We start from the raw sequence: 23,465 nt of genomic DNA on the forward strand, positions 1-23,465 counted from the left end.
GGGCATAAAACTTCTACCAGAAGACTTGAAACAGTATTTTCCATTTTGGCAACGTTCTGATACTTTACCCAAATGGGATATAACCATTGTTCCTAATTGATTGGTATCTTATTTCCTCGCAAGTCCCAAATTGCGATCGCCTTCACCACAACTGATAAAAATACTTTGCTCTAAAGCGATCGCACTGTAGATATGCTGATAGGCGATCGCAGTTCACAAATACGATCATCATAAAATATAGCTGTTTGCTTAATATTGCGTCATAATGGGGAGTAAACCTTTGCAAAATTTGACCTAGTTTAGAACAATGACATCTGCTCCTAAAGCCAAATCTGAGAATCCAGCCAGTAATCCCGAATACAAAGACACCGTTAACTTGCCGCAAACTGACTTTTCGATGCGGGCAAATGCGATTATTCGTGAACCTGAGATTCAAAAATTTTGGCAAGAGCAAGGTATTTTTGAAGCCCTTTCCCACAATAACAAAGGCGATGTGTTTACCCTCCATGATGGGCCTCCCTACGCCAACGGCACATTACACATGGGGCATGCCTTAAACAAAGTTTTAAAAGATATCATTAATCGCTATAAGTTATTGCGTGGCTACAAAGTACGCTATGTGCTGGGTTGGGACTGTCATGGTTTGCCAATCGAGCTTAAAGTTTTACAGAATATGAAGGCAGAGGAACGTGCTAATTTAACGCCTTTGCAATTGCGGAAAAAAGCAAAGGAATTTGCACTGCAAACGATTAATGAGCAAGCAACGGGCTTTCAGCGTTGGGGCATTTGGGGTGACTATGAGAATTCCTATTACACATTGAAGCCTGAATACGAAGCCGCACAAATCAATGTATTCGGACGCATGGCTCTCAAAGGCTATATCTATCGTGGTCTCAAGCCCGTATATTGGTCGCCCAGTTCCCATACAGCGCTTGCAGAAGCCGAATTGGAATACCCCGAAAATCATGTTTCGCGCAGTATTTACGTTGCTTTCCCAGTCACGCAATCTAGCGATAAGCTGAAGGCGATCGCCTCCCTTGATAATCTCCATGCTGTGATCTGGACGACGACACCTTGGACGATTCCCGCCAACTTGGGCATTAGCGCTAATCCCCATCTCAGCTATAGCATCGTCGCGGCTGGTGACAAGAACTATATCGTGGCAACGGAACTGGTTGAGAAGTTAGCCGCTACCTTTGAGCAAGCTTTGGAAGTCAAATACACCTTCAAGGGTGATGTTCTCGAAGGCGCGATCGCTAAGCATCCGATCGCCGATCGCCCTAGTCCCATCGTGCTAGGCGATCACGTCACTGCCGAATCAGGTACGGGCTTAGTCCATACTGCGCCTAATCATGGTCAAGATGACTTTATCGTAGGCAGAAAATATCATTTGGGCATGATTTCCCTTGTGGATGATCGCGGTATTTTTAATGAGGATGCTGGCGCAGAATTAGCAGGTTTGAGCGTGCTGAAGGAAGGCAATGCCAAGGTTGTCGAAATCTTGACTGCTAATGGAACTCTGATTAAAGAAGATGCCTATAACCACAAATATCCCTACGATTGGCGCACGAAGAAGCCTGTGATTGTTCGGGCTACCGAGCAATGGTTCGCTTCCGTTGATGGTTTCCGCGAAGAAGCTTTGAAATCGATCAAAGAAGTTAACTGGATTCCTGCGATCGGTGAGAATCGGATTACTTCAATGGTGCAAGAGAGATCGGACTGGTGTATTTCCCGTCAGCGCACTTGGGGCGTACCGATTCCCGTATTTTATGACGAAGAAACCAATGAGCCTTTGCTCACCGAAGAAACCGTTACGCACATTCAAGAACTCATTCGTGAACATGGTTCCGATGTGTGGTGGGAAAGAGAAGTGGAAGAATTACTTCCTGAAGCCTATAAAAATAATGGTCGCAAGTATCGTAAAGGTACAGACACAATGGATGTCTGGTTTGACTCTGGTTCCTCATGGGCAGGGGTACTTGGTGGCGAAAGTCATAATTCGCGCACCGTTCCCTATGCGATGAACTACCCTGCGGATATGTATCTTGAAGGTTCCGATCAACATCGCGGTTGGTTCCAATCTTCGCTTTTAACTAGCGTGGCAACCAATGGCTATGCACCTTACAAAACTGTGTTAACTCACGGATTTGTCCTTGATGAGAAGGGACAGAAGATGAGTAAATCTCTCGGTAACATCGTCGATCCGATGGTGGTAATTAATGGTGGGAAAGACCAGAAAAAAGAACCTCCCTATGGAGCAGACGTAATCCGTCTCTGGGCGGCGAGTGTCGATTACAACGGTGATGTGCCAATTGGTAAGACCATCTTGGCGCAGATGTCCGATGTATCCCGCAAGATTCGCAATACCGCAAGATTCTTGCTCAGTAACCTTTTTGATTTTCAACCTGCTGAACATCTAGTTCCCTATGCTGATCTCACGGAAAGCGATCGCTATATCCTACATCGTCTCTCTGAAGTCACCAAGGACATCACCGAAGCCTATGAAAAATTCCAGTTCTCGCGCTTCTTCCAAACCATCCAAAACTTCTGCACCGTTGATTTATCTAACTTCTATTTAGATATTGCTAAGGATCGTCTCTACATCAGTGCGCCTAACGCTCCCCGTCGCCGCAGTTGTCAAACAGTGTTGATGTATTGCTTAGAAGCAATTGCCAAGGCGATCGCACCCGTACTCGCTCATACTGCTGAAGATATTTGGCAATACTTGCCCTACCCCGCACCCACTAAGTCTGTCTTCCAATCAGGATGGTTCACTGTACATTCTGAATGGTACAAGCCTGAACTAGCAACCAAATGGGAATATCTCCGCGAAGTGCGATCGGAAGTAAACAAGGTTCTAGAATCGGCTAGAACAGGCAAACTCATCGGTGCTCCCTTAGAAGCAAAAGTCTTATTATCTGTATCTGATCCAACCCAAAAGGATTACCTAGCTTCCCTCGGTGCAGAATTGCGTTACCTCTTCATCGTCTCCCAAGCCGAGATTGTCGAAGAGTTACCAATTACTGAATTCACAGGCGAAGTCGAGAACCTCAAGGTTGCCGTAGTCAAAGCCGATGGCGATAAATGTCCTCGTTGCTGGAACTACTCCACCCATATCGGTGAGTCTGTCGAGCATCCCCATATCTGCGATCGCTGCGTCGGTGCATTAGCAGGGACTTTTTAGCATTGTCTTATGATTAATCTTGAAACCCTTGAAAAATGGCTACTTGCGCCCACAGAGACAGAACGGCTTGAATTTAAAGAAGCAAAAACAAATTTTGATTCGACTAAGCTGCTGAAATATTGTGTTGCGCTGTCAAATGAAGGTGGTGGTTATATCGTTTTAGGGGTTACCGATAAACGGCCTCGCCAAGTCGTGGGTTCTCAAGCTTGGTCAACAGCAGAAGCTCTAAACAAAATTAAAGCCTATATACTTCAAAAACTTAGATTTCGGGTAGACATTACCGAATTACAACATCCGAACGGGCGAGTACTAGTTTTTGCAGTGCCTCCTCGTCCTGTGGGACAAGCATTGGAATATGAGGGAACCTACTTGATGAGAGTTGGTGAAGAACTAAAACCAATGACTCCTGATCGACTGAAACAGATTTTTGCAGAAGATCAGGAAGATTGGTTTTCCCAACCTGCCCGACTAGACGCTAGTCCAGATGATGTAATTGCTTTACTCGATACCCAAACTTACTTTGAACTCCTAAAAGTTCCTTATCCAACCACCCGTGATGCCGTTTTAGAGAGATTACAAAGCCAAGATTTAATCAAACAGACAACTCAAGGCTGGACAATCAACAATTTAGCCGCGATCGTTTTGGCAAAAAAACTTGATGCTTTTTCTCTCGCATTAGCTCGTAAAGCTCCTCGTGTCGTAATCTATGAAGGTATTAACAAACTACAAACTCGCGATGACAAAATGGGAAATCGCGGATATGCAGTCAGCTTTGAGAAATTAGTCAGTTTTGTCCATTCAGCAGCCCCACAAAATCGCTTTATTGAAGAAGCTGTTCGCCAAGAAGTGAAGATGTTCCCAATGCAAGCACTAAGAGAACTGATAGCTAATGCCTTAGTGCATCAGGATTTTCTAGCCACAGGTGCTTCTGTAATGATTGAAATGTACAGCGATCGTGTAGAAATTTCTAACCCTGGTCTTCCCCCTATTCCAGTTGATCGCTTCATTGACGAATATCGCTCTCGTAACGAGCAACTCGCTGATCTAATGCGTCGTTTCGGTATATGCGAAGAAAAAGGCAGTGGTATTGACAAAGTTGTGAGCGCAGCAGAAGTCTACCAATTACCCGCGCCAGATTTTCGAGTAGGAGAAACTCGTACAACAACAGTTTTATTTGCTTACCAAACTTTTGATGACATGAGTAAATCGGATCGCATTCGAGCCTGTTATCAGCATTGCTGTTTGCTATATGTCAGTAACAGGCAGATGTCTAACCAGACTTTACGTGAGAGATTTCATTTAAGTGAGTCCAAGACAGCCACTGTTTCTCTGATTATAGGAGCTACGAAAGAAGCTGGCTTGATTAAGACCGATGACTCTGAATCAACCTCTACCCGTTATGCACGCTATCTCCCTTTTTGGGCATGAAAGTGCTTTAACGCAAAACCAAATCAACAGCCTTTGCTTGCTGAAACCCTTATAAAATCGACTAAAAAGTGCTTTAATGCAAACCCAAAAAGATAAAATAAAGATGAAGACACCTTGGTGATTTAGTGTTGATTGTGTTGGCTGAGCATCCCCATATTTGTGATTGCTGCGTCAGCGCATTAGCAGGTACTTTTTAGTAGTTGCTCAAATTAGAGAGGCGGTGCAAAGCGCCGCCTCTCTAATTTGGGATTCTAAAGTGATTATGAACAGCCAATAGAAATTTCTTTGACTCTGGGATAGGCACTTAGTAACTTTTGGAAAAGATTAAAATTGAAACTGCGAGGATCGATACGGGAGCCAGAGCGATCGACAATTTGGTGGGTAGTAATGCGTTCTAGCGGCACATCAGTTTTAGCAACTAACCATGCTAGAGACTGATACTGAGCTTCTGTATATCCACTATGGGTATAACCATTATGCATTCCATCATCAGGAGTCTCTAGGGAAATATGATAGGCGAAGTTGTTTACAGAACTGGGATAGCGTGGATTAGTCTGGATTGCTTCTTTTCCTAGAGAACTTACAAAAACAGAATTTCCTGCACCAAAGGCGCGTTTATCTGGTGGTACAAAATAGATAATCGTTCCATCGATCGCAATTAACGTATGATAACTAGCTTGATTATCTTCATCGGTATGGAACTCTTGGAAGAAATTAATGACGCTATTAGCAGAGCTAACAGTTTCATGGAGGACAATAATCGGTAGGAGATTTGCGGGCTTTCCTGAAAGGTCTTGGAGATAGCGCTCGCCATAGTTAGAAGCTGCCGCTAACGCAATAATTTCTCTAGGGCTATAGCTTAGAGATTTTAGAGAAGAAGGAGCATTATTTGTATTAGGATTCGGACTCGGATTCGGTTTAGCTTCAGGAGGTGGTAAAGGTTTGCGAAATCTATCCAAAGTAATAGGAATGGAAGTTAGTTTTGCAGGTAATGACGGACTGGGTGGATTTGCGGGTGGTTGTAGCTCACAGCCTAATACTGGAGACGATAGATTTATTTCTGGTGAAAAATTAATATTTTGGAAATTTTGTTTTAGCTTTGATGGCGTATTTCGCTGCGTAATTTTCTGGCTAGGTTCTGTAAACTTTACATCAGCGATCGCCTTCGTCTTAGCTGGTTCAGCATAGATAATTAATATCGTTAAGGTCAGAAAAAAGAAGGCGATCGCCAGTAATCTTTTAAATTGCATAGTTGATTTTAGATCTTAGGTCTAACATAAATCTATTTGGTAATTAAACAAACCACAATATTTATATTGAAAGTGTTGCTAAACAACACTTTCAAAAAACCGATTTTAGTGTTGCCAGTGTCGAAGGCGCTGGCAACACTAAAATCGGTTTCATAATGAGAATTGCTATAAATATTAGTTTTTACTTTTATGAATAAGTAGTTGGGTATAATTAAAAACCAGACTCAAAACCTGTGGCGCACGCTCAGCGTGTGCCACAGGTTTTAGGGTTTTATATTTAAATAACTAAACTCTATGGAAATATTGACAGTGCCGACAGAGGTTCGTACTCTCCATCCTGAAAGCACTTTGGGCAAAATATATCTAGACTGGATGCCTCAACCAGGTGACTATATTGATTTGGAAGGTAAAACCTACACCGTCTTAGAACGCCGCCATCGATATCAGTTTCGTAGAGGTAAATATAACTTATTTAGAGTTTTAGTTTATGTACAGACTGCGCCAGAAAATTTGGAGAGAAGCTTAATCAATGGGCGCTGGGTTGTTGGAGATAGTAATTGTCGATATAACGCTGGCTCAGAGATAATTCGTTGTGCTGTCAATCCCAATGGTCCATGCCAAGGCTGTCGCTTTTGGGAAGCATAAAAAAGGAGTCGCTTAGCGACTCCTTTTTTATAGTTGCAATTTGCCTATGGCAAATTGCAACTTACTTTATTTAGAATTGAACGCCTACGCCTCCTTGGAGGGAAGTGCCTGCTGAACCATTACTTTGACCGTTAAATGGAATTACAGCATTGCTATAGAGCAGTACATTCTTGTTGATGCTAACTTCTACCCCAGGTTGCAAAGCGAAGGAGGTTTGATTGCCTGTCATGCTGCTATCTCCACCAACTTTAAATGATGCACCAGCACCAAGATAAACATTGGTGCGATCGCCTACGGGCAGATCATAGGAAACGGTAGGAACGATTGAAGTGCCACCATTACCAAAGAGAACAGAACTTCTCGCCGAAATTGGCACACCGTCAAATTTATAGCGACCTGCTAAGTTTGCGCCAACTACAGAAGGATTTGTGGCAAAGCTTTGGAGGGAAATACCAGCACCTACGTAGCTACCAGGTGCTTTTACTGTTTCGGCTGAGGCGATCGCACTAAAAGAGGTAATAACAGAAGTAGCGATCGCAATACCTAAAGAGATTTTTGTAAGAGATTTCATGAGCTTGAGTTCCTGCATTGGTTTGCTGTTTGACATGACTCTTTTGACTGGAGAGAATGGGCATTGTTCCCATAGTTCCCTTAGTGTTAAAAGATGCAGGAATCCTTGTCCTGAGAGGGTTTCTACTCTTTAGAAGGGATTCTATCTCTCCACAATCATGCTAATGGGTGACCCATATCTAAGAAACTTCGCAACAAAAAAGAGAATCGGTGCAAAACACCGCTTCTCTTTTTATAAATTTAATAGCTTGCCGCAGCTATTTCACGCAATTGCAAATCACAACTTCGCCAAACTTGACCATCGAGAGCCGTCTGCTCAATTAAACTAGCCAGACGCAAAGTCTTTAAAGCTTGATCGCCGCCAACGGAGGGCTGAGCTTTGTCGCGCACACAGGCAACAAAATGTTCTAACTCTGCATGAAGCGGCTCAATATTGCTGGTATAAACTTTTTCAATAAAGCCATCTTGACGATAAAGGACTTGACCATAATCAGTAGTCCAGTTTGCTGTAGTTTGACGATGAATTAAGATTTCGTTGTTGAGGAAATCTGACTCAGTTAATGAATTTATGCAATGAGCAGTAATTTTACGCTTTTTGCGATGGGTAACTTTACTGGCGGTAAGAGTTGCAATTACACCATTTTCAAAACCAATTGTGGCAGTTACATAGTCAAGATAGGTAGATTCTGGAGAAACACGATTGCCATGTGCTGAGACTCGCACGATCGCAGAAGACACCAGCTCAAGTACTAAATCGATATCGTGGATCATCAGATCAAATACCACAGAGACATCATTAGCCCTTTGGGAATAGGGGCTCATGCGATCAGCTTCGATCGCCAAAATCGTCTCATGTTTTAAAACTTTGCTTAGCTCTTGAAACGCAGGATTAAAACGTTCGATATGTCCAACTTGGAGAATGCGATTTTGTTCAGTGGCAGTCTTAACTAGGGATTCGGCTTCTTCAATGGTGGCAGCGATCGGCTTTTCGATCAGGACATGAACGCCTGCTTTGAGACAAGTTGTGCCGACATCATAATGTAACCTTGTGGGAACTGCGATACAGACGGCATCAACCAGAGGTAAAAGATCTCGATAATCTTCAAAGAAAAGCACACGATGCTTGCTAGCAGTATCGCGTCCACGCTCTATACTCACGTCAGAAACGCCAATAAGCTCTGCATCTTTGAGTAAGCTGAGCACCCTTGCATGATGCTGCCCCATATTACCGATACCTATAACACCAACCCTTATGGGATCGTGGAAATTACGATTGGGGCTCATACTCCTCACACACGCTCAGTAAACACGCTCAGTTTGTCCAAAATCGTAACATGGATATATAACGCTTTGCTTTCTAAATAGAAAGCACCCCTAGGGCGCTTTCTATGGTTAGCCTGTATTTCTCATACCTGCGGCAATGCCATTGATCGTGAGTAATGCACCACGCAATAATTCATTTTTGGAATAGCGCGATCGCAGATCGACAGTATCAGGACGATGTTGACGCAGACGCTTGAGCAAAGATGCTTGGATAAAACCGAGCGGCACAATTGAGCCATTTCGCAACTGTACTGAGCGTTGTAAATCGCGATCGCTATCTAGCATTTGTTTTTGCCCAGTGATCGATTGGATTACTGTGCGAGTACGCTGATACTCTTCAAGAATTTCAGCAAATACATCCACAAAAGCTTCTTCAAAGCCTTCTCTGGTTAGCTCACGCATATAATGATGTGCGATTTGTAAATCAGTTTTGGCAAGCGTCATCTCCACACGAGAGATCGCAGTTTTAAAGAAGGGCCATTTGCTATAAAAATATTGCAACAAAGAGAGATGCCCTTCAGGATTTTGTTGGAGAAATTCCTCAAGGGCTGCGCCAATACCATACCAAGAGGGCAATAAAAATCGGCTCTGTGTCCAACTAAATACCCAAGGAATGGCTCGAAGACTAGCAAGATCGCGTTTGCCTGCCCGTCTAGCGGGACGCGAACTAATTTGTAACTGACTGATTTCTTCGATCGGTGTGACTTGGTGAAAAAATTCGACTAGATTGGGTTGCTCGTAAATTAACTGGCGATACACTTGGCGCGATCGCACCGAAATTCCCTCCATCGTATCTAGCCAGCAGTCGAGCGTATCGGTACTGCTAGGTAATAAAGCTGCTTGAATTACCGCCGTGGCGATCGTTTCTAAATTGTAAAGCGCAATTTCGGGTAACGAATATTTGGATGCAAGTACTTCCCCCTGCTCAGTAATCTTGATCCGTCCCTCAATGCTGCGTCCTGGTTGCGCCAAAATCGCCTCATAGGTGGGGCCACCACCACGTCCAACTGAGCCACCGCGTCCGTGAAACATGCGGAGATCGACTTGGTATTTTTGACAAACATCTTGCAGCGCCCGTTGAGCCTTGTAAATTTCCCAATTACTGCTCAAGAAGCCTGAATCTTTGTTGCTATCGGAATAACCAAGCATCACCTCTTGGAGATGCTCGTGGACTTCGAGATAAGAGCGATAAAGGGGCAACTCGAATAATTCGGTCATGATCGGAGGGGCGCTTTGCAGATCCTCCACCGTTTCAAATAAAGGCGCAATACTAAGCGAACCTTTGCCCGTCGCTGGATCGTAAAGTCCCGCCTCTTTAGCCAGTAACAATACTTCCAGAATATCGCTGACACTACGGTTCATGCTGATCACGTAGTTATTGCAAATATCAACGGAAAATTCTTGTTGAACTTTAGCTACCATCCGAAATGTCTCAATAATTTCGTTGGTTTTCGCACTAAAGTTTAACTTGGCAGGAATCATCGGACGACGAGTTTTTAGCTCTTGCGTCAGCCAAGCCACCTTTTCGGATTCGCTAAGGTCGTCATAGGGTTTATCCAAAAGCTGGAGAGATTCGGCAATTTCGGAGATCGTATTGCTGTGCTGCGTACTTTCTTGCCGAATATCTAGGTGGGCTAGATGAAATCCATAGACATCAACTTGGCGAATCAGGTTTTCGAGAGGTTTGGGGTTGAGCTTGGTTTCGATTAAGCTTGCTTGGATTAGTTTTAGCTCCGCAAGAAATTCGGAAACATGGGTATAAAGCTGATGCTCCTGCCCCTGTGTAGATAACTCCATTTCTGAGGCTTGCCATCCACTATGGCGCAGTTTTTGGTTGCGATCGCGGGTACGTTCGAGCCTCTTTTTGACATAGGCTAATTTGAGTCGATAAGGCTCTTGGCGGAATTTGATCGAATATTTTTCGTAAACCTCTGGCAAATGGATTTGGTCATCACCGAGAGAATCTAGCAAATCTTGGGAAACATCGCTGAGGCTTTGGGATAGTGACAGTAAACGGCTGAGATGCTCAACGGATTTAATGTATTTATTTAATACGAGATTGCGTTGGTAGCAGGCAGTTTGCCATGTGACTTCGGGGGTGACATAGGGGTTGCCATCACGATCGCTACCTACCCATGACCCAAACTTACAAAAATCGTAGCGAGGTAGCTTTAGTTTGGGGAAAGTGCTGGAAACTGCCGATGCAATGCGATCGTAAAGTACAGGGATCGCATCAAATAAGACCTCTTCAAAATAGTGCAGCGTATAGTCAGCTTCATCTAAAACCGTGGGCTTGATTTGGTTTAGCTCATCGGTGCGCCACCAGAGGCGAATCTCTTCGGCAATTTGCTCTTGGAGTGAGGCGGCTTCCCAGTTTAAGGCGATCGCTTGGGGCGCTAATTCATCACCCTTAAAGCCGATCAGTCGATCTAACTCCTTGAGCATTTTGGCGATTGTGCGTTGCTTCTCGCGAATTGTATGCCGCACAATTTCGGTGGGGTGAGCCGTAAATACTAAGCGAATATCCAGATTATCTAAAATCTTTTGGATCTGTCGTGGTGGCACATTTAGTTTTTTGAGTTCAGGAAATAGCCAACGAAATGTACCCACAGGATATTCAGTTTCGCTATTAATTGGGCTAACCCTATATATGCTGGTTTGTTCCTGCTCGTGGTCTTGCTCCACAATATTGATCAACTGAAAAAACAAAGCAAAGGCGCGGGCGGCGGTAGTTGCCTCATGCAGGTCAAGGCTTTCGACTACCTTTAAAACTTCTTGAGCAGGATACTCAGGAGCTTGTCCTTCTGGGGAACACATGGCTCGTAGTTGGCGCAATAAATCGACTAATTCTTGACCGCTTTCTCTTAATAGGACTGATTCCCACAGATCCTCAACCAGCTTTAGACGATATCGCAAACGAGAATTAGCGGCACGCAGATCGCTCTCTATATTGACTATCTGTACCAATGATGCTGACAGTGCTGCTGGGGAACTCATCCAACTTTCTCCAAAATTTTCTTTTTAGTCCAAAATCTTCCCACCTTAAGACCTACTCTTCTGTCGCTCAACTAGCAGTTAGCGATTGTTGTGTTAAACACTTGTAGTTACAGAGTTTGAAATCTTATGTAGGAATCAAGCGTAAAATCTCTATTGTTTTCTATACCATACCAGCCCACCAGTTTGTTAGTTGTAGCGGTTTTTGCTAGTAATCTGCATGACTTTTGCTTAATATTCATTAAGGTATAGAGGTAGGCTTGAGAATAATTTAGGGTGCTTCACGCAAACTATAGCTATAGCCACCTGTATCAGGACAAATCAAAACCCAAATAGTGTGAGGTGGCGCGAAGCGCCACCTCACACTATTTGGGTTTTGATTTGTCCCAACAAGAATGGCGACAGCTATAACGTTAAAAATATATTTGTTTTTGCAATATTTCTTTACAAAATGACGATAATGAGAAATATAGTAAAAATAATTTTAAAAAGCTTAACCAATGTTTGATGTGTTGATTGTGGGTGCGGGAATGGTGGGCGCGAGTTTAGCCTGTGCGCTGGGTGATAAAAATTACCCTGCCGATCGCCCACTCAAAGTTGGAATTATTGAAGCTAACGGTAATTTTTTACGCGGAGAATTTACTGCCGATGGTCGCGCCAGTGCGATCGCCTATGGCTCCAGCCAAATTTGGCAAAATATCGGCGTGTGGGGTGGGATGCAGCGTCGTGGGGTTACGCCGATGCACGCGATCCAAGTCTCCGAGGGTGATCTACCCTATCAGGTACAATTGCGGCGCGAAGATATGGGGCAAGAAGCCTTAGGCTATATTGTCGAAAATTCCGTGACTTTGGCTTCGCTCTGGGAATTTGCGCGGGAATGTAGCAATCTCGAATTAATTTGTCCTGCCAAAATTTTAGATATTGAACTTTTAGATGCTAAATCTGGCAGTGATCGCGATGTCATGCGCGTAAAAATTAGCTCCGAAATCGGCGAACAATATCTAGAAACAAAATTATTAGTTGGTGCTGATGGGGGGCGATCGCAAGTGCGGCAAATGGCAAAGATTGCAATCAATCAACGCTTATACGAGCAAACCTGTATTGTCACAACAATTCAATCAGACAAGCCCCATCACAATTTTGCCCATGAGAGATTTCAGCCCAGTGGACCCTTTGCAATTTTGCCTTTAGGTAGCGATCGCTCTTGCATCGTCTGGACTGCCACCACTGAGGAAACGCCTCATTTACTAGCTCTTGATGACTCGAGATTCTTGCAAGAGTTAACTCAACGCTTTGGTTCTCCCCTCATGGAAAAGCTCGGCAAGATTAAAGTAATTTCCCGTGAACGCGCCAATTATATTCCCCGTTGGATGCATAGCCAAACCTATATTCAGCATCGTCTAGCCTTAATTGGTGATGCGGCGCATACCACGCACCCAATCGCAGGTCAGGGCATGAATCTCGGTATTCGCGATGTTAATGCTTTGGCAAAGGTATTGAAAGCTGCCCATCAAAATCAAGAAGATCTGGGAGCGATCGCAGTTTTAAAGCGTTACGAATCAAAACGTAAATGGGATAACCTCGGCGTAATTTTGCTTACCGATATTTCTAATCGCCTATTTTCTAACCATAACTGGTTCTTTAAAGTCTTACGCCGCTTTGGTTTGTTGCTACTGCAAATCTCGCCTCTCAAGCGCATTTTGATGTACTTTATGATGGGCTTACATCAGGTTTGAGAATATGGCGATCGCACATTTACCAACTCAGCTAACTCCGCAATTAATTACGACTGAGAATTTTCAACCCTATGGGCAAGTAATTTTTCCGACTGATGACAGTAAGCAATTTGATGTGAATGATGCTCAGCTAATCTTATCGGGGATTCCGCGTTTTTACATCATGCAACTCCGCAAAGTTGGGCTAAGATTTCACAGCTTGGCGCGGCATCAACAATGTACCCAATGTCTTGGCTCTCTTAATGGCAAAGAATGGTTTATGGCTGTTGCTCCTGCCTCAGCCCCATCGGAAATTGATTTAACGCAAATTGGTACATTTCGGATTACAGGCAATTGTTTCATCAAACTAAATGCTGGCACTTGGCACGCGGGGCCCCTGTTTGAAGAAGAATTTATAGATTTTTATAATCTGGAATTGCATGACACCAATATCAATGATTATGAAGTTTGCAATTTACGAAAACTTTATAACTTGAATTTTGAATTAACTGTAGTAAAGTAAAACCCAGAAAGTTGAAAAGGTAAACAGCATCCCCTCAACTCTTACTCCCTAAGTCCCCAATCAACTGTGAAACTCCTTCAGATTCTTCAGGTATTTCCATTTTTTGATCGCACCGTCGATAAATGGGCCACAGAAGCCCGCCTCCTGCGATGGCTGACTTTTTTGTGGTTATTTGCTGGACTAGCAGTTCTTTTCTCAGCATCCTATCCTGTTGCCGATATTGCCTTTAAAGATGGCACGCTATATTTCAAATATCAATTGGCTTGGGCTGTGATTGGCTTATTGATCTTTAATGCGATCGTGCATTTGCCATTAAAGTTCATGCTCAAAATTAGCCCCATCTTTTTGTTTATTATTTTGGCGTTGTTGTACGCCACACATATCCCAGGATTAGGGACAACACGCAATGCTGCGACCAGATGGTTATCAGTGGGATCGAGTTCATTCTTATTACAACCATCGGAGCTAATCAAGCCTTTTCTGATTTTGCAAGCAGCTCAGCTTTTTGGTAACTGGAATCGCACACCGTGGAAAGCAAGGATTGGATGGCTGTTGGTCTTTTTATTAGTACTAGGTGGCATTTTGATGCAGCCTAGCTTGAGTGTGACCGCTCTTTGTGGGATTACGCTGTGGTTGATTGCTTTAGGGGCTGGACTGCCAAGCCTACAACTTTTGGGGACTGCGGCTTTAGGTACTTGTGTTGCCGTAGCTAGTGTCTCATTTCGAGAATATCAACGGCGGAGAATTATGTCATTTCTCGATCCTTGGCAAGATCAAGCAGGCGATGGCTATCAACTAGTGCAGAGTTTAATGGCGATCGGATCTGGTGGTCTGTGGGGGACTGGATTTGGTTTGTCTCAGCAAAAGCTCTTTTTGCCGATTCAATATACCGACTTTATTTTTGCGATTTTTGCTGAAGAATTTGGTCTGTTTGGGGGGATTTGTCTGCTAGTGCTAGTGATGATTTATGGCACGATTGGTTTGTCCGTGACTTATAAATGTAAAGATCCTGTAATTCGTTTGATTGCTCTGGGTTCAACATCTTTAATTGTGGTGCAATCAATTTTGAATGTGGGCGTGGCTACGGGTGTATTGCCAACAACGGGACTGCCTTTTCCTTTTTTAAGTTATGGTGGTAGCTCGACGCTATCTTGTTTATTTATTGCGGGACTGCTGATTCGGTCAGCTAGAGAAATGTCAGCGGCAGACGTGATCCCATTTGCCAGAGGGAAAAGCGATCTCCATGATCTCGATTCCAAACGTCAGGAAAAACTGGGGGCATCAAGGAGGCAATTCTCATGAATATATCTGAATCCCTGTCTGCAAGGGTAAAAATGACGCTTTACTAGAAGCCTATCCCAATGCTAAAGATTTGGCGATGGGTGAAACTGATTTACCAGAGCAGGTCTTCCCAGCTCATTGCCTGTATAGCTTGACTGAAGTTTTAAACGATCTCTTTTTCCCAGAATCTATAGATTTATAAGTAGATGGGCATAATCAATTACAAACCCAAACCATTAAAGTTGCGCCTCTGAGAGTCTCAAATTTAATGGTCTGAGTAATTTTTTGCTCAAGTACTTAGTAAATCTCGTAATCAAAATTATGAAAGGCGGCGATTCGCGCCGCCTTTCGTATCGCTATACAATGTTTATCTGAATGCTACTTTAGCTACTTTAATTGATGCCTGAACCTGATTTAAACTCCCCTGCTGGTTACCTAACAGTTTTGCGTAATCGTCAATTTTTGGCATTGTGGCTCGCCCAAATATTGGCTCAGTTAGTTGATAAAGTTGTCCTGATTTTGCTGATTGCCCTTGCTGTTGCTGATGGTGGCAGTGATGTGAATACTAGAGAATCATCGATCATGATTGCGATGACCTTGCCTGCGGTATTTTTGGGGTCGATCGCAGGGATTTTTGTGGATTGGAATCCCAAGCGCGAGGTATTGATTTTATGCAACTTTCTGCGTGCAGCTTGTCTATTTGTTATTCCCTTTGCCCCGCGTTCTTTACCAATATTGCTGCTGATTACCTTCATTATTTCCACTTTTACGAATATTTTTGCACCTGCGGAGCAATCAGCGATCGCTCTAGTTGTTCCCAAAAGCGATCTTTTTCCTGCTAATGCCCTATTTACAGTTACAGAAGTAGGTTCATTAATTGTGGGCTTTGCGATCGGCGCACCACTGCTTGGATTTACCCTAGGGCTTTTCCCTGAAGCCAGAGCCTATAGTCGCGAAGTTTTACTAGGAAGTCTCTATGTCATATCGGGGATTTTTCTATTTGCTTTACCCAAAGATGAGATTATCCATCCTAAAAAAGTCGGATCAGGAGTATGGACTGATTTAAGAGATGCCTTTCAATATGTGCGTCACAATCATTTAATTGGTGGGGCAATGTTGCAGTTAGTGTTGTTATACGCAGTTTTGGGGGCTATGCAAAAACTGTCACTTAACCTTGCTGAAGTGGTTACAGGTAATCGTGAAGAATTTGGCTCTTTTGTAGCATCAGTTGGGGTAGGTTTAGCGATCGGGGCGCTGATCCTAGGGAAATTTGGTAAAAAGTTTATCCATCGACCCTTACCATTTATTGGTTTTATTGGCATGGCGATCGGCTTATTGATGTTTGCCTTTGTGACTAATCAATGGGTTGCTTGGTTGATTGGGGGCTTCATCGGTGTCAATGGTGCTTTAATCGTGATTCCGATGCGAACAGTCATTCAAGAACATACTCCTGAAAATATGCGCGGTAAGGTTTTTGGCTTATTAAACAATGGTGAAAATATAGCGGCTAGTTTGCCTCTTGCGGTGATTGCAGTTTCTCTAGATTTTTTAACAGGTGTATTTGGTGTCCACAATGGGGGCAAGCAACAAATTGGTTTTCAAATAGTGTTAATTGTTTTTAGTTTGATCGTATTTGGGCTTGGTTCTTGGGCTTGGAAGCGAACCAAGAAAGCATTATCAAATGTTCTATAAAAAAAGGGGCGCTTCGTGCCCCTTTTTTTATTTACTGATTGCCTCTTGAACGATTGTAGCGAGTTCACCGCGATTATTTAGTTCCATCACGATGTCGCAACCACCGACAAACTCACCATCAATATAAACTTGGGGAAAAGTTGGCCAACTAGAGAACTCCTTCAAACCTTGACGTAATTCGCCATCTTCAAGAATATTTTCAGTTTCATAGGGCTGTCCTAGGGTATTAAAAACCTGCACGACGGCTGCTGAAAATCCACATTGAGGTTGTTGAGCAGTGCCTTTAATATAGAGCATGATTTTATTGTTGCTGATCTGGCTCTCGATCTTAGTTTGCAAAATAGGACTAAGCATATTAATTAGTTTGATTCAGTGGAGAATAAATTTACTATTGCTACTATAGCAATCGTTATTAGACATCGTGCTTTGCTCGCCAAATTGGATAATCAGATTTAGGCGCTCTTAAACATTCTTCAACAATTTCAGCAACATTTCGCCATGTAACATCATCTCTTTTGAGCAGTTCTCGTAATTGGACTAAAGCATCTTCTAGCTCAATATTGAACTTCTCAAAAGGGAGAGGAGACAAAGATCTTTCAGGCGCTTGAACGACTCTATTTAGAGCTTCCTTGACAATACTGATAATTTGGCTTGTCATCTCAGACTTGACCCTTTGCCGCAAATTTTGTAATCCGCGACGACTAGTGGCATACATTGGTGGCAAGCGATTAAGAACGTAGGCTGCCACATCATCAATATTGATTTTCTTCTGAACTACTTCATCAAGTCGATTAACTCGGCGCTCAACGATCGCCGTTACCAGACTTTCAAGAATATTGCTATATCGATAAATAGTTCCCGACATGTAAGACTCAAAGTCTTTAATTTCCGCCGAGATATCTTTCTCAGTTCTAGTTACCTTAGCTGCGTTGGGTAAAATCGTCGTTGATTTCCGACGAACTGCATAACTGCGCGCTAAAAGAGAATTACGCCTATCCAAGCTTACATATGTGCCATTAGCCAGACTCTGATAATATCCTGAATCTAAAGCGTCTCTGACGATTTCAGGAACATCTTTCCACTTGAGATAGTCTTTACTAAATAGTTTGCGTAACTTAAAAAGCGATCGCGCTTGACTAATCAGTTCATGGTCAGGTATGGGATCATTTTGCCTTAAGACATCGCTCTGTGTACTCAAAAATCCATTGCGTACTGTTTTGGCGATCGCTACGCCTAGTTCTTGATCAGCTTTTTTCCGTTGTTGTACCCATCCGCGTTGAGTAGTTGCGTACATTGGCGGTAAGCGATTGAGGGTATAAGCGATTACTTCGCTAAGATCGACGCGCTTTTTTACATCAGCACCTAAGCGTTTGTACTGAGCCTCTGCTTCTTCGATTACCAATTCTTCTAGCGCATTTCTACAACTACTCATAAGAAATCTTCTATTTTGAGGATTGGATGTGCTGAGTACAGCATAACTTAATCTTATAAAGTTATGAATAATAGCACAAAATCAATTTTATATTTTAGGATTACTAATTTTATTTTTATAGCTTGCAGTACTATTGTTTGCCTATAAAACCCCCAAAGAAAAGTGACACTTTGTGTCACTTTTCTTTGGGTTCTATTAATCTTGATGATCTTTATAGCAATCCTAAATGGGTAGTGAGAGTGCGCCCCGAAGGGGCGCACTCTCACTACCCATTTAGGATTTATTTAGGATCGCTATATAAATTGGAGTAAAACCCAAGAATTCGTGGTGCGGCGCAAAGAACCGTACCACGAATTCTTGGGTGGAAAAGGATTATTCAGAAATCATTGAGTCCTGTTTCGGGAATAGTGGTTTTTGATAAGCCAGCGATCGCCCGTAAATTTTGGCAACGGATTAATTCTGTAAATTCAGGTGTGGTTCGTCCCATTAACTTGGCTACCGCAGGAATAGCTTCAAGTAGCGCTCTAGCAGCCTCGGCTTCACCATAACCGCGTTTTTGAGCAACTTCAAGAGCTTCACCATCAGCTTGGATTTGGACTTGTGAGCTTTTGTTTTTACGTAAAATCTGATTGATGCCGATTGTGCCTAGTAGTATGGCGATCGCTATTCCTGTAACATCTCCCTGCGTTGCTTCAACAATTCCTCCCACTAAAGACATGGCAGCTACACCCTGATAGGTTCCTATTTGTAGCCATTTTGTCTGTTGTCGCCAACTTATTTCATACAAGAGCAATAGATCTCTTTGGGCTTCAGGTAGTTGTCGCCATAATCGAAAATTTATATCTATTTGTGTTCCTTTCTGCCAAGGAAATATTTGTGAACTTGAGATCAGTTCAGGTTGCTCTGGCTTTGACTTAATTGATGTGGTCATTCGCCAAGATGCAGGCAAGAGATCGCGCAAGCGAGCAATTTCTTCGTTAATGTTCATAATATAATTTAGCTCCTCCTTAACTTAGAAACCCATGAGCAATAATCTAACCATCACCGATGCTGAACGTATTCTCTGGGAGCTAAGCGACTTAGATCGAGAATCGGCAACTTTAGAACGGCGATCGCAAATCTGTGAAGCCTTAGATTACTTAACGAAACAAGCCGATTATCACATTTTTGGGATCTGTGCTGATACCACAGCCGAAGCTTTGCAATCTCTTCAAAATTATGCTGCTCATTTTCGCTACGAGTTACCTGAAGCAGATTTACCTGCGATCGCTGACGGTATTTATCTCAAATACAATCCCCGCAGCCGTCGCTATCATTCGGACAATTACAAAGGTACATACCGTGGTGTATTGATATCCTTGCATACAGATTTCACTGATGGTTATAGCGGAACCCACGGACATTTTCCTTTAGATCTTTTTTAAAAAAAGCGGCTCTAAAAGCCGCTTTTTTTAAAAAACTTCGTGAGTAAAGCTACCATGCAAGCCATAAGGTACATGATGCTTTAAATGCAAGGTCGCAAGTGGTTTACCAGTAATATTTTGAGCATCGAGTACTACTAAATCTGAACGGTTGTGTACGGCATCAAAAATTAAAGTTAGCACCCAGCCATCGTCCTCAGCACTATTGGCTCTGCGATCACGTGGTACAAAAATCGGCTCACTGATGAAACCGCGTGGCGCAAAACTATGAAATTCTTGCTTGCCAGTTTGCATATCGACTTTGGCGATCGCTTGCAAAGGTGCATTTCCTGATTCTTTTGCGATCGCGCCAATATAGGCGTAACGATATTTCTGTCCCATGCAACGGGGATGTACCACAGGAAACTCACAGGAGCGCTCTAAGAGCATTTCGCGTTTTACTGTGCCAAGTTTAGGATTAATCGTAAATCGCCATAGCTGACCCGCAATCACTTTGTCAAAATCAATCTCCCGAAAATCCGTATTTGGCTCCAACTTGGGATAGTCAGGATAACAAACTGAATCCACAATAATTTCGTCACCCTCTTCATAGGCATTGCAATGATGAAACACGAAACAAGGATCAGTTTCAATGGTTTGCAAATTGCCTTGGCGATCAATTAGTAAAAACTGACTGGGAGAATTTGGCTTTAACTCTATACATTCCCCCGCAGTCGCTAAGCCCAACATAAAGGGTAAAGGCTTAAAAGACACAGGATTTTGCATGAAAATTCGATAATTCGGCGTATAGGCAAAATCATGCAAGAAACAAAATCCCGAAACCTTAACCTGAGATTCCGTCGATAATTCACCCTGATCTGTGACCCGATAAATCGAAATCGTAGACTTCGGTCCTGGTTGTACCCCAAAGCCCCATAAATCACCCGTGCGATCGTCTCGTCTGGGATGTGCTGTAAACACTTCCCCCGATGCTAACTTACCGTCAAAATTCTCTAAACCTAATGTATTCAAATTTTTAGGATTGAGGCGGTAAGGGTGTGCTGCTTCCCACAAAGCCAGCAATTTGCCACCTTGGTAGACCACATTCGTATTAGCAACATTCTTATTCCGCAAATCAAAAATATTACTTATCCAGCCCCCAGCCTTTTGTGTGCCAAACACGCCCCGATATAAAATTTTGCCTGCTTTCTGCTCAGCAATAAACTCAGGCGTTTTTACGAATTGATTCTTGAAATGTGCTTTTCCATCTTTAAAGGCGATCGCGCAGACCATGCCATCACCATCAAAGGGATGACCATACTTTTGACCTTTAATATCAAGCTGTCCAGGTCCATTCCGAAATAAAGTTCCCTCTAGTTCTAGAGGAATCTGTCCCTCGATCTCATCGATCCAATAAGCATCTTCAGTACGCAGCGACTCATATCCCTTTTGCCAATCTTCACGCGAAAAAGTAGGTGATGCAGTCTGAACCATAAATATTTACAAATAAATTTCCTCTATTGTAACAATTTCGTCACAATTACGATCTCACAAAAAATACCAAAGACAAAAGAACCGATTTTTTATGGCGCGGCGAAGCCACGCCATAAAAAATCGGTTCTTAGAATTCTATGAATCCTTCGATGGATTAGAAATTTCTTTTAATGATTTCCCCATCTCTTGCTCTGACTCACTCAGTGACCAGCGATAGGAAACTTGAATACCATGATACTCACATAGATCTTCAACCTGCTTTTGCAAAGCAAAAGCCTTACGGAGATTAATAATGGCAGCTTGAAGATGCTCTCTAGAGACATTCATCTTTGTTGCCATATGGGGTTGCTTCATCTCAGAGTGTAACGCTGGTAAGGTTTGACGTTCCAGCAACTGAAGTAAAAGCTCATAGTGGATATGGGATGGAACAGGAAGTGAACTCACAAATACCTCGATCGACGCAAAACCAAAATTAAAACTTGGCTGTATATTTAGTTGGAGTTTTGGGAGCCATTGCACAAAGCGCCTCAAGAAACTATTTGAGATGCTTAGCGTCAAGCTCGGCATATCCAAGACTTGAAAAATTTGAGACTTAAATAAATTGTAGAGGATAAATTTATGTCATTTTCACGGACATCTCTGAGACTTGTATTTCTGGTTACTTTTGGACTATCTCAAATTGTCACATTAACTGAGTCTGCGATCGCTCAAAAATCCAACACAGGTAACACAACTTCACCAACTACTCAGCAAGTTGCCCAAGCCAATACCATTATCTTTGTTTCACCTAACGGTTCAGATGCTAACTCTGGCATCTCGGCTGATCAACCACTGCGCTCTCTAACAGCCGCACTCAATAAAAATCTTCAAAGTGGGGCAACTATTCAGCTAGCCTCTGGGACTTACTCAGCCGAAACGGGTGAAAAATTTCCCCTCATAATTCCCGCAGGCGTAACTTTGCGCGGCAACCCTACTAATCAAGGGCAAGAAATCATTGTTTCTGGTGGCGATCGCTTCGTTAGCCCTACCTTTGCCCAACAAAATATCGCCGTACTCGCAGCAAATGGTTCTCGCATTGAAGGCATTACCCTCACCAATAAAAACCCCAGAGGCTATGCCCTTTGGCTGGAATCTGCTCAAAACGTCACTATTACTAACAATACGTTTGCTAATTCTACTCATGACGGTGTGTTCCTCACAGGTGCAACTTCTGCAAATATCAGCAACAACATTTTTACTAAAAATGGTGCTAATGGACTCTCCGCACTTGGGACAAGCACAGGGCTAATCCAGTCAAACACCTTTGATAACACTGGCTTTGGACTAGCGATCGGACAGAATTCACAAGTTGCTGTTGTCTCTAATCGCATTGTCAACAATCGCGGTGGCATCGTTGTTTCAAATCTATCGACCCCATCATTTCGCAATAATCTCATTGCTAACAACCAAGAAAACGGACTAGTAATTTTGAAAGATCGTAAGGGGCAACCCACTGTCGATCTTGGTACAACTTCTAGTCCTGGTCAAAATATTTTTCAAAACAATAAGCAAACTGACATTAACAACGCTTCTGGAGTAACAGTTATCGCGATCGGTAATCAAGCTGATCCCAAACTTGTCCAAGGCTCAGTAGAGCTTGTCCAACCCACAGCACCACTCACCCCACCATCTACTCCTGCAACGCCAATCACTCAAGTTGTATTCAAAGACGTTCCTGACAGCTATTGGGCGCAAACTTTTATCCAAGAGTTAACTTCTAAAAATATCATCAAGGGCTTTCCCGATGGTAGTTTCCGCCCCAACGATCCTGTGACCAGAGCTCAATTTGCCGCATTGCTCAGCCAAGCAATGAATAAGCAAACCGTCCGCAGTAGAGCTACCTTTACTGACGTTGCCTCAACTAACTGGGCAGCGACTGCTATCCAAAAAGCCTATACAACAGGATTTATGTCTGGCTATTCCGCCACCACATTCCGCCCAAATGAAAATATTTCCCGTGTGCAAATTCTTGTTTCCTTGGCTAACGGTCTGGGTTATGCACCAACCAAACCTGTTGATACAACCTTGCAACTTTACTCAGATGCGACTACTATCCCTGCCTACGCTCGCAACAGTGTAGCTGCGGCAACCGAGAATCGGATGGTCGTCAATTATCCCAATCTAAAACTTTTAAATTCTAATAAGCCTGCAACTAGAGCCGAAGTTGCCGCGTTCATCTACCAAGCCTTAGTGCGATCGGGGCAAATCCAAGCAACTTCTTCCCCCTATATCGTCAGCCAATAACCCTATCCCCTAGATCAAATTCTCAGAGCCAACCCTAAAAAGAAAAATCTAAAAAACTTTTTGCTGTCATAACCCTTAATCCAAAAGGGTTTCATGGCTTTGTTTTAGGCGTGTTCAAAACTTTCTTTAAGAAAACGCTTGACAAAGCATTGTAACCTTGCTAACTTAATAAAGCGCTGAAGGGAGAGGCGAGCGAAAGCGAAGCGAACCCGACACAAGAAAAGCGCTAAGAACCTAGACAACCAAATAGT

General features: G+C 43.1%; 19 protein-coding genes. 10 read left to right on the forward strand and 9 right to left on the reverse strand.

What is annotated here, in order from left to right; genetic code table 11:
* The first annotated feature begins 307 nt into the window (after positions 1-307).
* Both ileS and B9G53_RS10640 read left to right on the forward strand, forming a co-directional pair.
* Positions 308-3,184, forward strand: a complete 2,877-nt coding sequence (ileS, locus tag B9G53_RS10635) for an isoleucine--tRNA ligase (RefSeq protein ID WP_094531963.1) — start codon at positions 308-310, stop codon at positions 3,182-3,184.
* 9 nt (positions 3,185-3,193) lie between these two features.
* Positions 3,194-4,612, forward strand: a complete 1,419-nt coding sequence (locus B9G53_RS10640) for an ATP-binding protein (protein WP_094531965.1) — start codon at positions 3,194-3,196, stop codon at positions 4,610-4,612.
* 260 nt (positions 4,613-4,872) lie between these two features.
* On the opposite strand, the gene B9G53_RS10645 is transcribed toward B9G53_RS10640, so the two are convergent.
* Positions 4,873-5,862 (reverse strand): peptidoglycan recognition family protein, encoded by a 990-nt coding sequence (locus B9G53_RS10645; protein WP_094531967.1) that lies wholly within the window; start codon positions 5,860-5,862, stop codon positions 4,873-4,875.
* A gap of 294 nt (positions 5,863-6,156) precedes the next feature.
* Between B9G53_RS10645 and B9G53_RS10650 the strand changes: the two genes are divergently transcribed.
* Positions 6,157-6,507 (forward strand): DUF6464 family protein, encoded by a 351-nt coding sequence (locus B9G53_RS10650; RefSeq protein WP_094531969.1) that lies wholly within the window; start codon positions 6,157-6,159, stop codon positions 6,505-6,507.
* Between the two features lie 70 nt (positions 6,508-6,577).
* On the opposite strand, the gene B9G53_RS10655 is transcribed toward B9G53_RS10650, so the two are convergent.
* The 3 genes from B9G53_RS10655 to ppc form a co-directional block, all read right to left on the reverse strand.
* Complete coding sequence (locus tag B9G53_RS10655; RefSeq protein WP_254923626.1) at positions 6,578-7,114, reverse strand: porin family protein; 537 nt, start codon at positions 7,112-7,114, stop codon at positions 6,578-6,580.
* A 203-nt stretch (positions 7,115-7,317) separates the two neighbouring features.
* Entirely contained in the window at positions 7,318-8,361 is a 1,044-nt protein-coding gene (locus tag B9G53_RS10660; protein WP_094531971.1) for a Gfo/Idh/MocA family protein, read from the reverse strand.
* A 108-nt stretch (positions 8,362-8,469) separates the two neighbouring features.
* Complete coding sequence (ppc, locus tag B9G53_RS10665; RefSeq protein WP_094531973.1) at positions 8,470-11,397, reverse strand: phosphoenolpyruvate carboxylase; 2,928 nt, start codon at positions 11,395-11,397, stop codon at positions 8,470-8,472.
* 497 nt (positions 11,398-11,894) lie between these two features.
* Here ppc and B9G53_RS10670 point away from each other — a divergent pair, with 497 nt between their 5' ends.
* The 5 genes from B9G53_RS10670 (at position 11,895) to B9G53_RS10690 (ending at position 16,605) form a co-directional block, all read left to right on the forward strand.
* The gene (locus B9G53_RS10670) at positions 11,895-13,130 is read left to right on the forward strand and encodes a UbiH/UbiF/VisC/COQ6 family ubiquinone biosynthesis hydroxylase (RefSeq protein WP_094531975.1); all 1,236 of its coding nucleotides are present in this window, start codon (positions 11,895-11,897) and stop codon (positions 13,128-13,130) included.
* A 4-nt stretch (positions 13,131-13,134) separates the two neighbouring features.
* Positions 13,135-13,632: an ureidoglycolate lyase gene (locus B9G53_RS10675; RefSeq protein WP_094531977.1), complete on the forward strand. Its 498-nt coding sequence runs from the start codon at positions 13,135-13,137 to the stop codon at positions 13,630-13,632.
* Positions 13,633-13,698: 66 nt separating this feature from the next.
* A complete protein-coding gene (locus B9G53_RS10680; protein WP_094531979.1) occupies positions 13,699-14,934 on the forward strand; it encodes an FtsW/RodA/SpoVE family cell cycle protein in 1,236 nt (411 codons plus the stop codon).
* A 10-nt stretch (positions 14,935-14,944) separates the two neighbouring features.
* A complete protein-coding gene (locus B9G53_RS29025) occupies positions 14,945-15,115 on the forward strand; it encodes a DUF29 family protein (RefSeq protein WP_141211762.1) in 171 nt (56 codons plus the stop codon).
* A 197-nt stretch (positions 15,116-15,312) separates the two neighbouring features.
* On the forward strand, positions 15,313-16,605 hold the full coding sequence (locus B9G53_RS10690) for an MFS transporter (protein WP_094531983.1): 1,293 nt from the start codon (positions 15,313-15,315) through the stop codon (positions 16,603-16,605).
* Positions 16,606-16,632: 27 nt separating this feature from the next.
* Here B9G53_RS10690 and grxD read toward each other — a convergent pair whose 3' ends face one another.
* The 3 genes from grxD to B9G53_RS10705 all read right to left on the reverse strand — a co-directional run bounded on the left by grxD (position 16,633) and on the right by B9G53_RS10705 (position 19,025).
* Complete coding sequence (gene grxD, locus B9G53_RS10695; RefSeq protein WP_094531985.1) at positions 16,633-16,959, reverse strand: Grx4 family monothiol glutaredoxin; 327 nt, start codon at positions 16,957-16,959, stop codon at positions 16,633-16,635.
* A gap of 58 nt (positions 16,960-17,017) precedes the next feature.
* Positions 17,018-18,037: a late competence development ComFB family protein gene (locus B9G53_RS10700; protein ID WP_094531987.1), complete on the reverse strand. Its 1,020-nt coding sequence runs from the start codon at positions 18,035-18,037 to the stop codon at positions 17,018-17,020.
* 376 nt (positions 18,038-18,413) lie between these two features.
* Positions 18,414-19,025 (reverse strand): DUF3318 domain-containing protein, encoded by a 612-nt coding sequence (locus tag B9G53_RS10705; RefSeq protein ID WP_094531989.1) that lies wholly within the window; start codon positions 19,023-19,025, stop codon positions 18,414-18,416.
* 34 nt (positions 19,026-19,059) lie between these two features.
* Between B9G53_RS10705 and B9G53_RS10710 the strand changes: the two genes are divergently transcribed.
* Positions 19,060-19,461: a DUF1824 family protein gene (locus B9G53_RS10710; RefSeq protein ID WP_094531991.1), complete on the forward strand. Its 402-nt coding sequence runs from the start codon at positions 19,060-19,062 to the stop codon at positions 19,459-19,461.
* 27 nt (positions 19,462-19,488) lie between these two features.
* On the opposite strand, the gene B9G53_RS10715 is transcribed toward B9G53_RS10710, so the two are convergent.
* Together B9G53_RS10715 and B9G53_RS10720 are read right to left on the reverse strand one after the other, a co-directional pair.
* A complete protein-coding gene (locus B9G53_RS10715; RefSeq protein ID WP_094531993.1) occupies positions 19,489-20,931 on the reverse strand; it encodes a carotenoid oxygenase family protein in 1,443 nt (480 codons plus the stop codon).
* A 135-nt stretch (positions 20,932-21,066) separates the two neighbouring features.
* The gene (locus B9G53_RS10720; protein ID WP_094531999.1) at positions 21,067-21,375 is read right to left on the reverse strand and encodes a DUF5340 family protein; all 309 of its coding nucleotides are present in this window, start codon (positions 21,373-21,375) and stop codon (positions 21,067-21,069) included.
* A 174-nt stretch (positions 21,376-21,549) separates the two neighbouring features.
* Here B9G53_RS10720 and B9G53_RS10725 point away from each other — a divergent pair, with 174 nt between their 5' ends.
* On the forward strand, positions 21,550-23,214 hold the full coding sequence (locus tag B9G53_RS10725) for an S-layer homology domain-containing protein (protein WP_094531995.1): 1,665 nt from the start codon (positions 21,550-21,552) through the stop codon (positions 23,212-23,214).
* The last annotated feature ends 251 nt before the right edge of the window (positions 23,215-23,465 follow it).

The sequence above is a fragment of the Pseudanabaena sp. SR411 genome, assembly GCF_002251945.1.
Classification (GTDB): Bacteria; Cyanobacteriota; Cyanobacteriia; order Pseudanabaenales; family Pseudanabaenaceae; genus Pseudanabaena.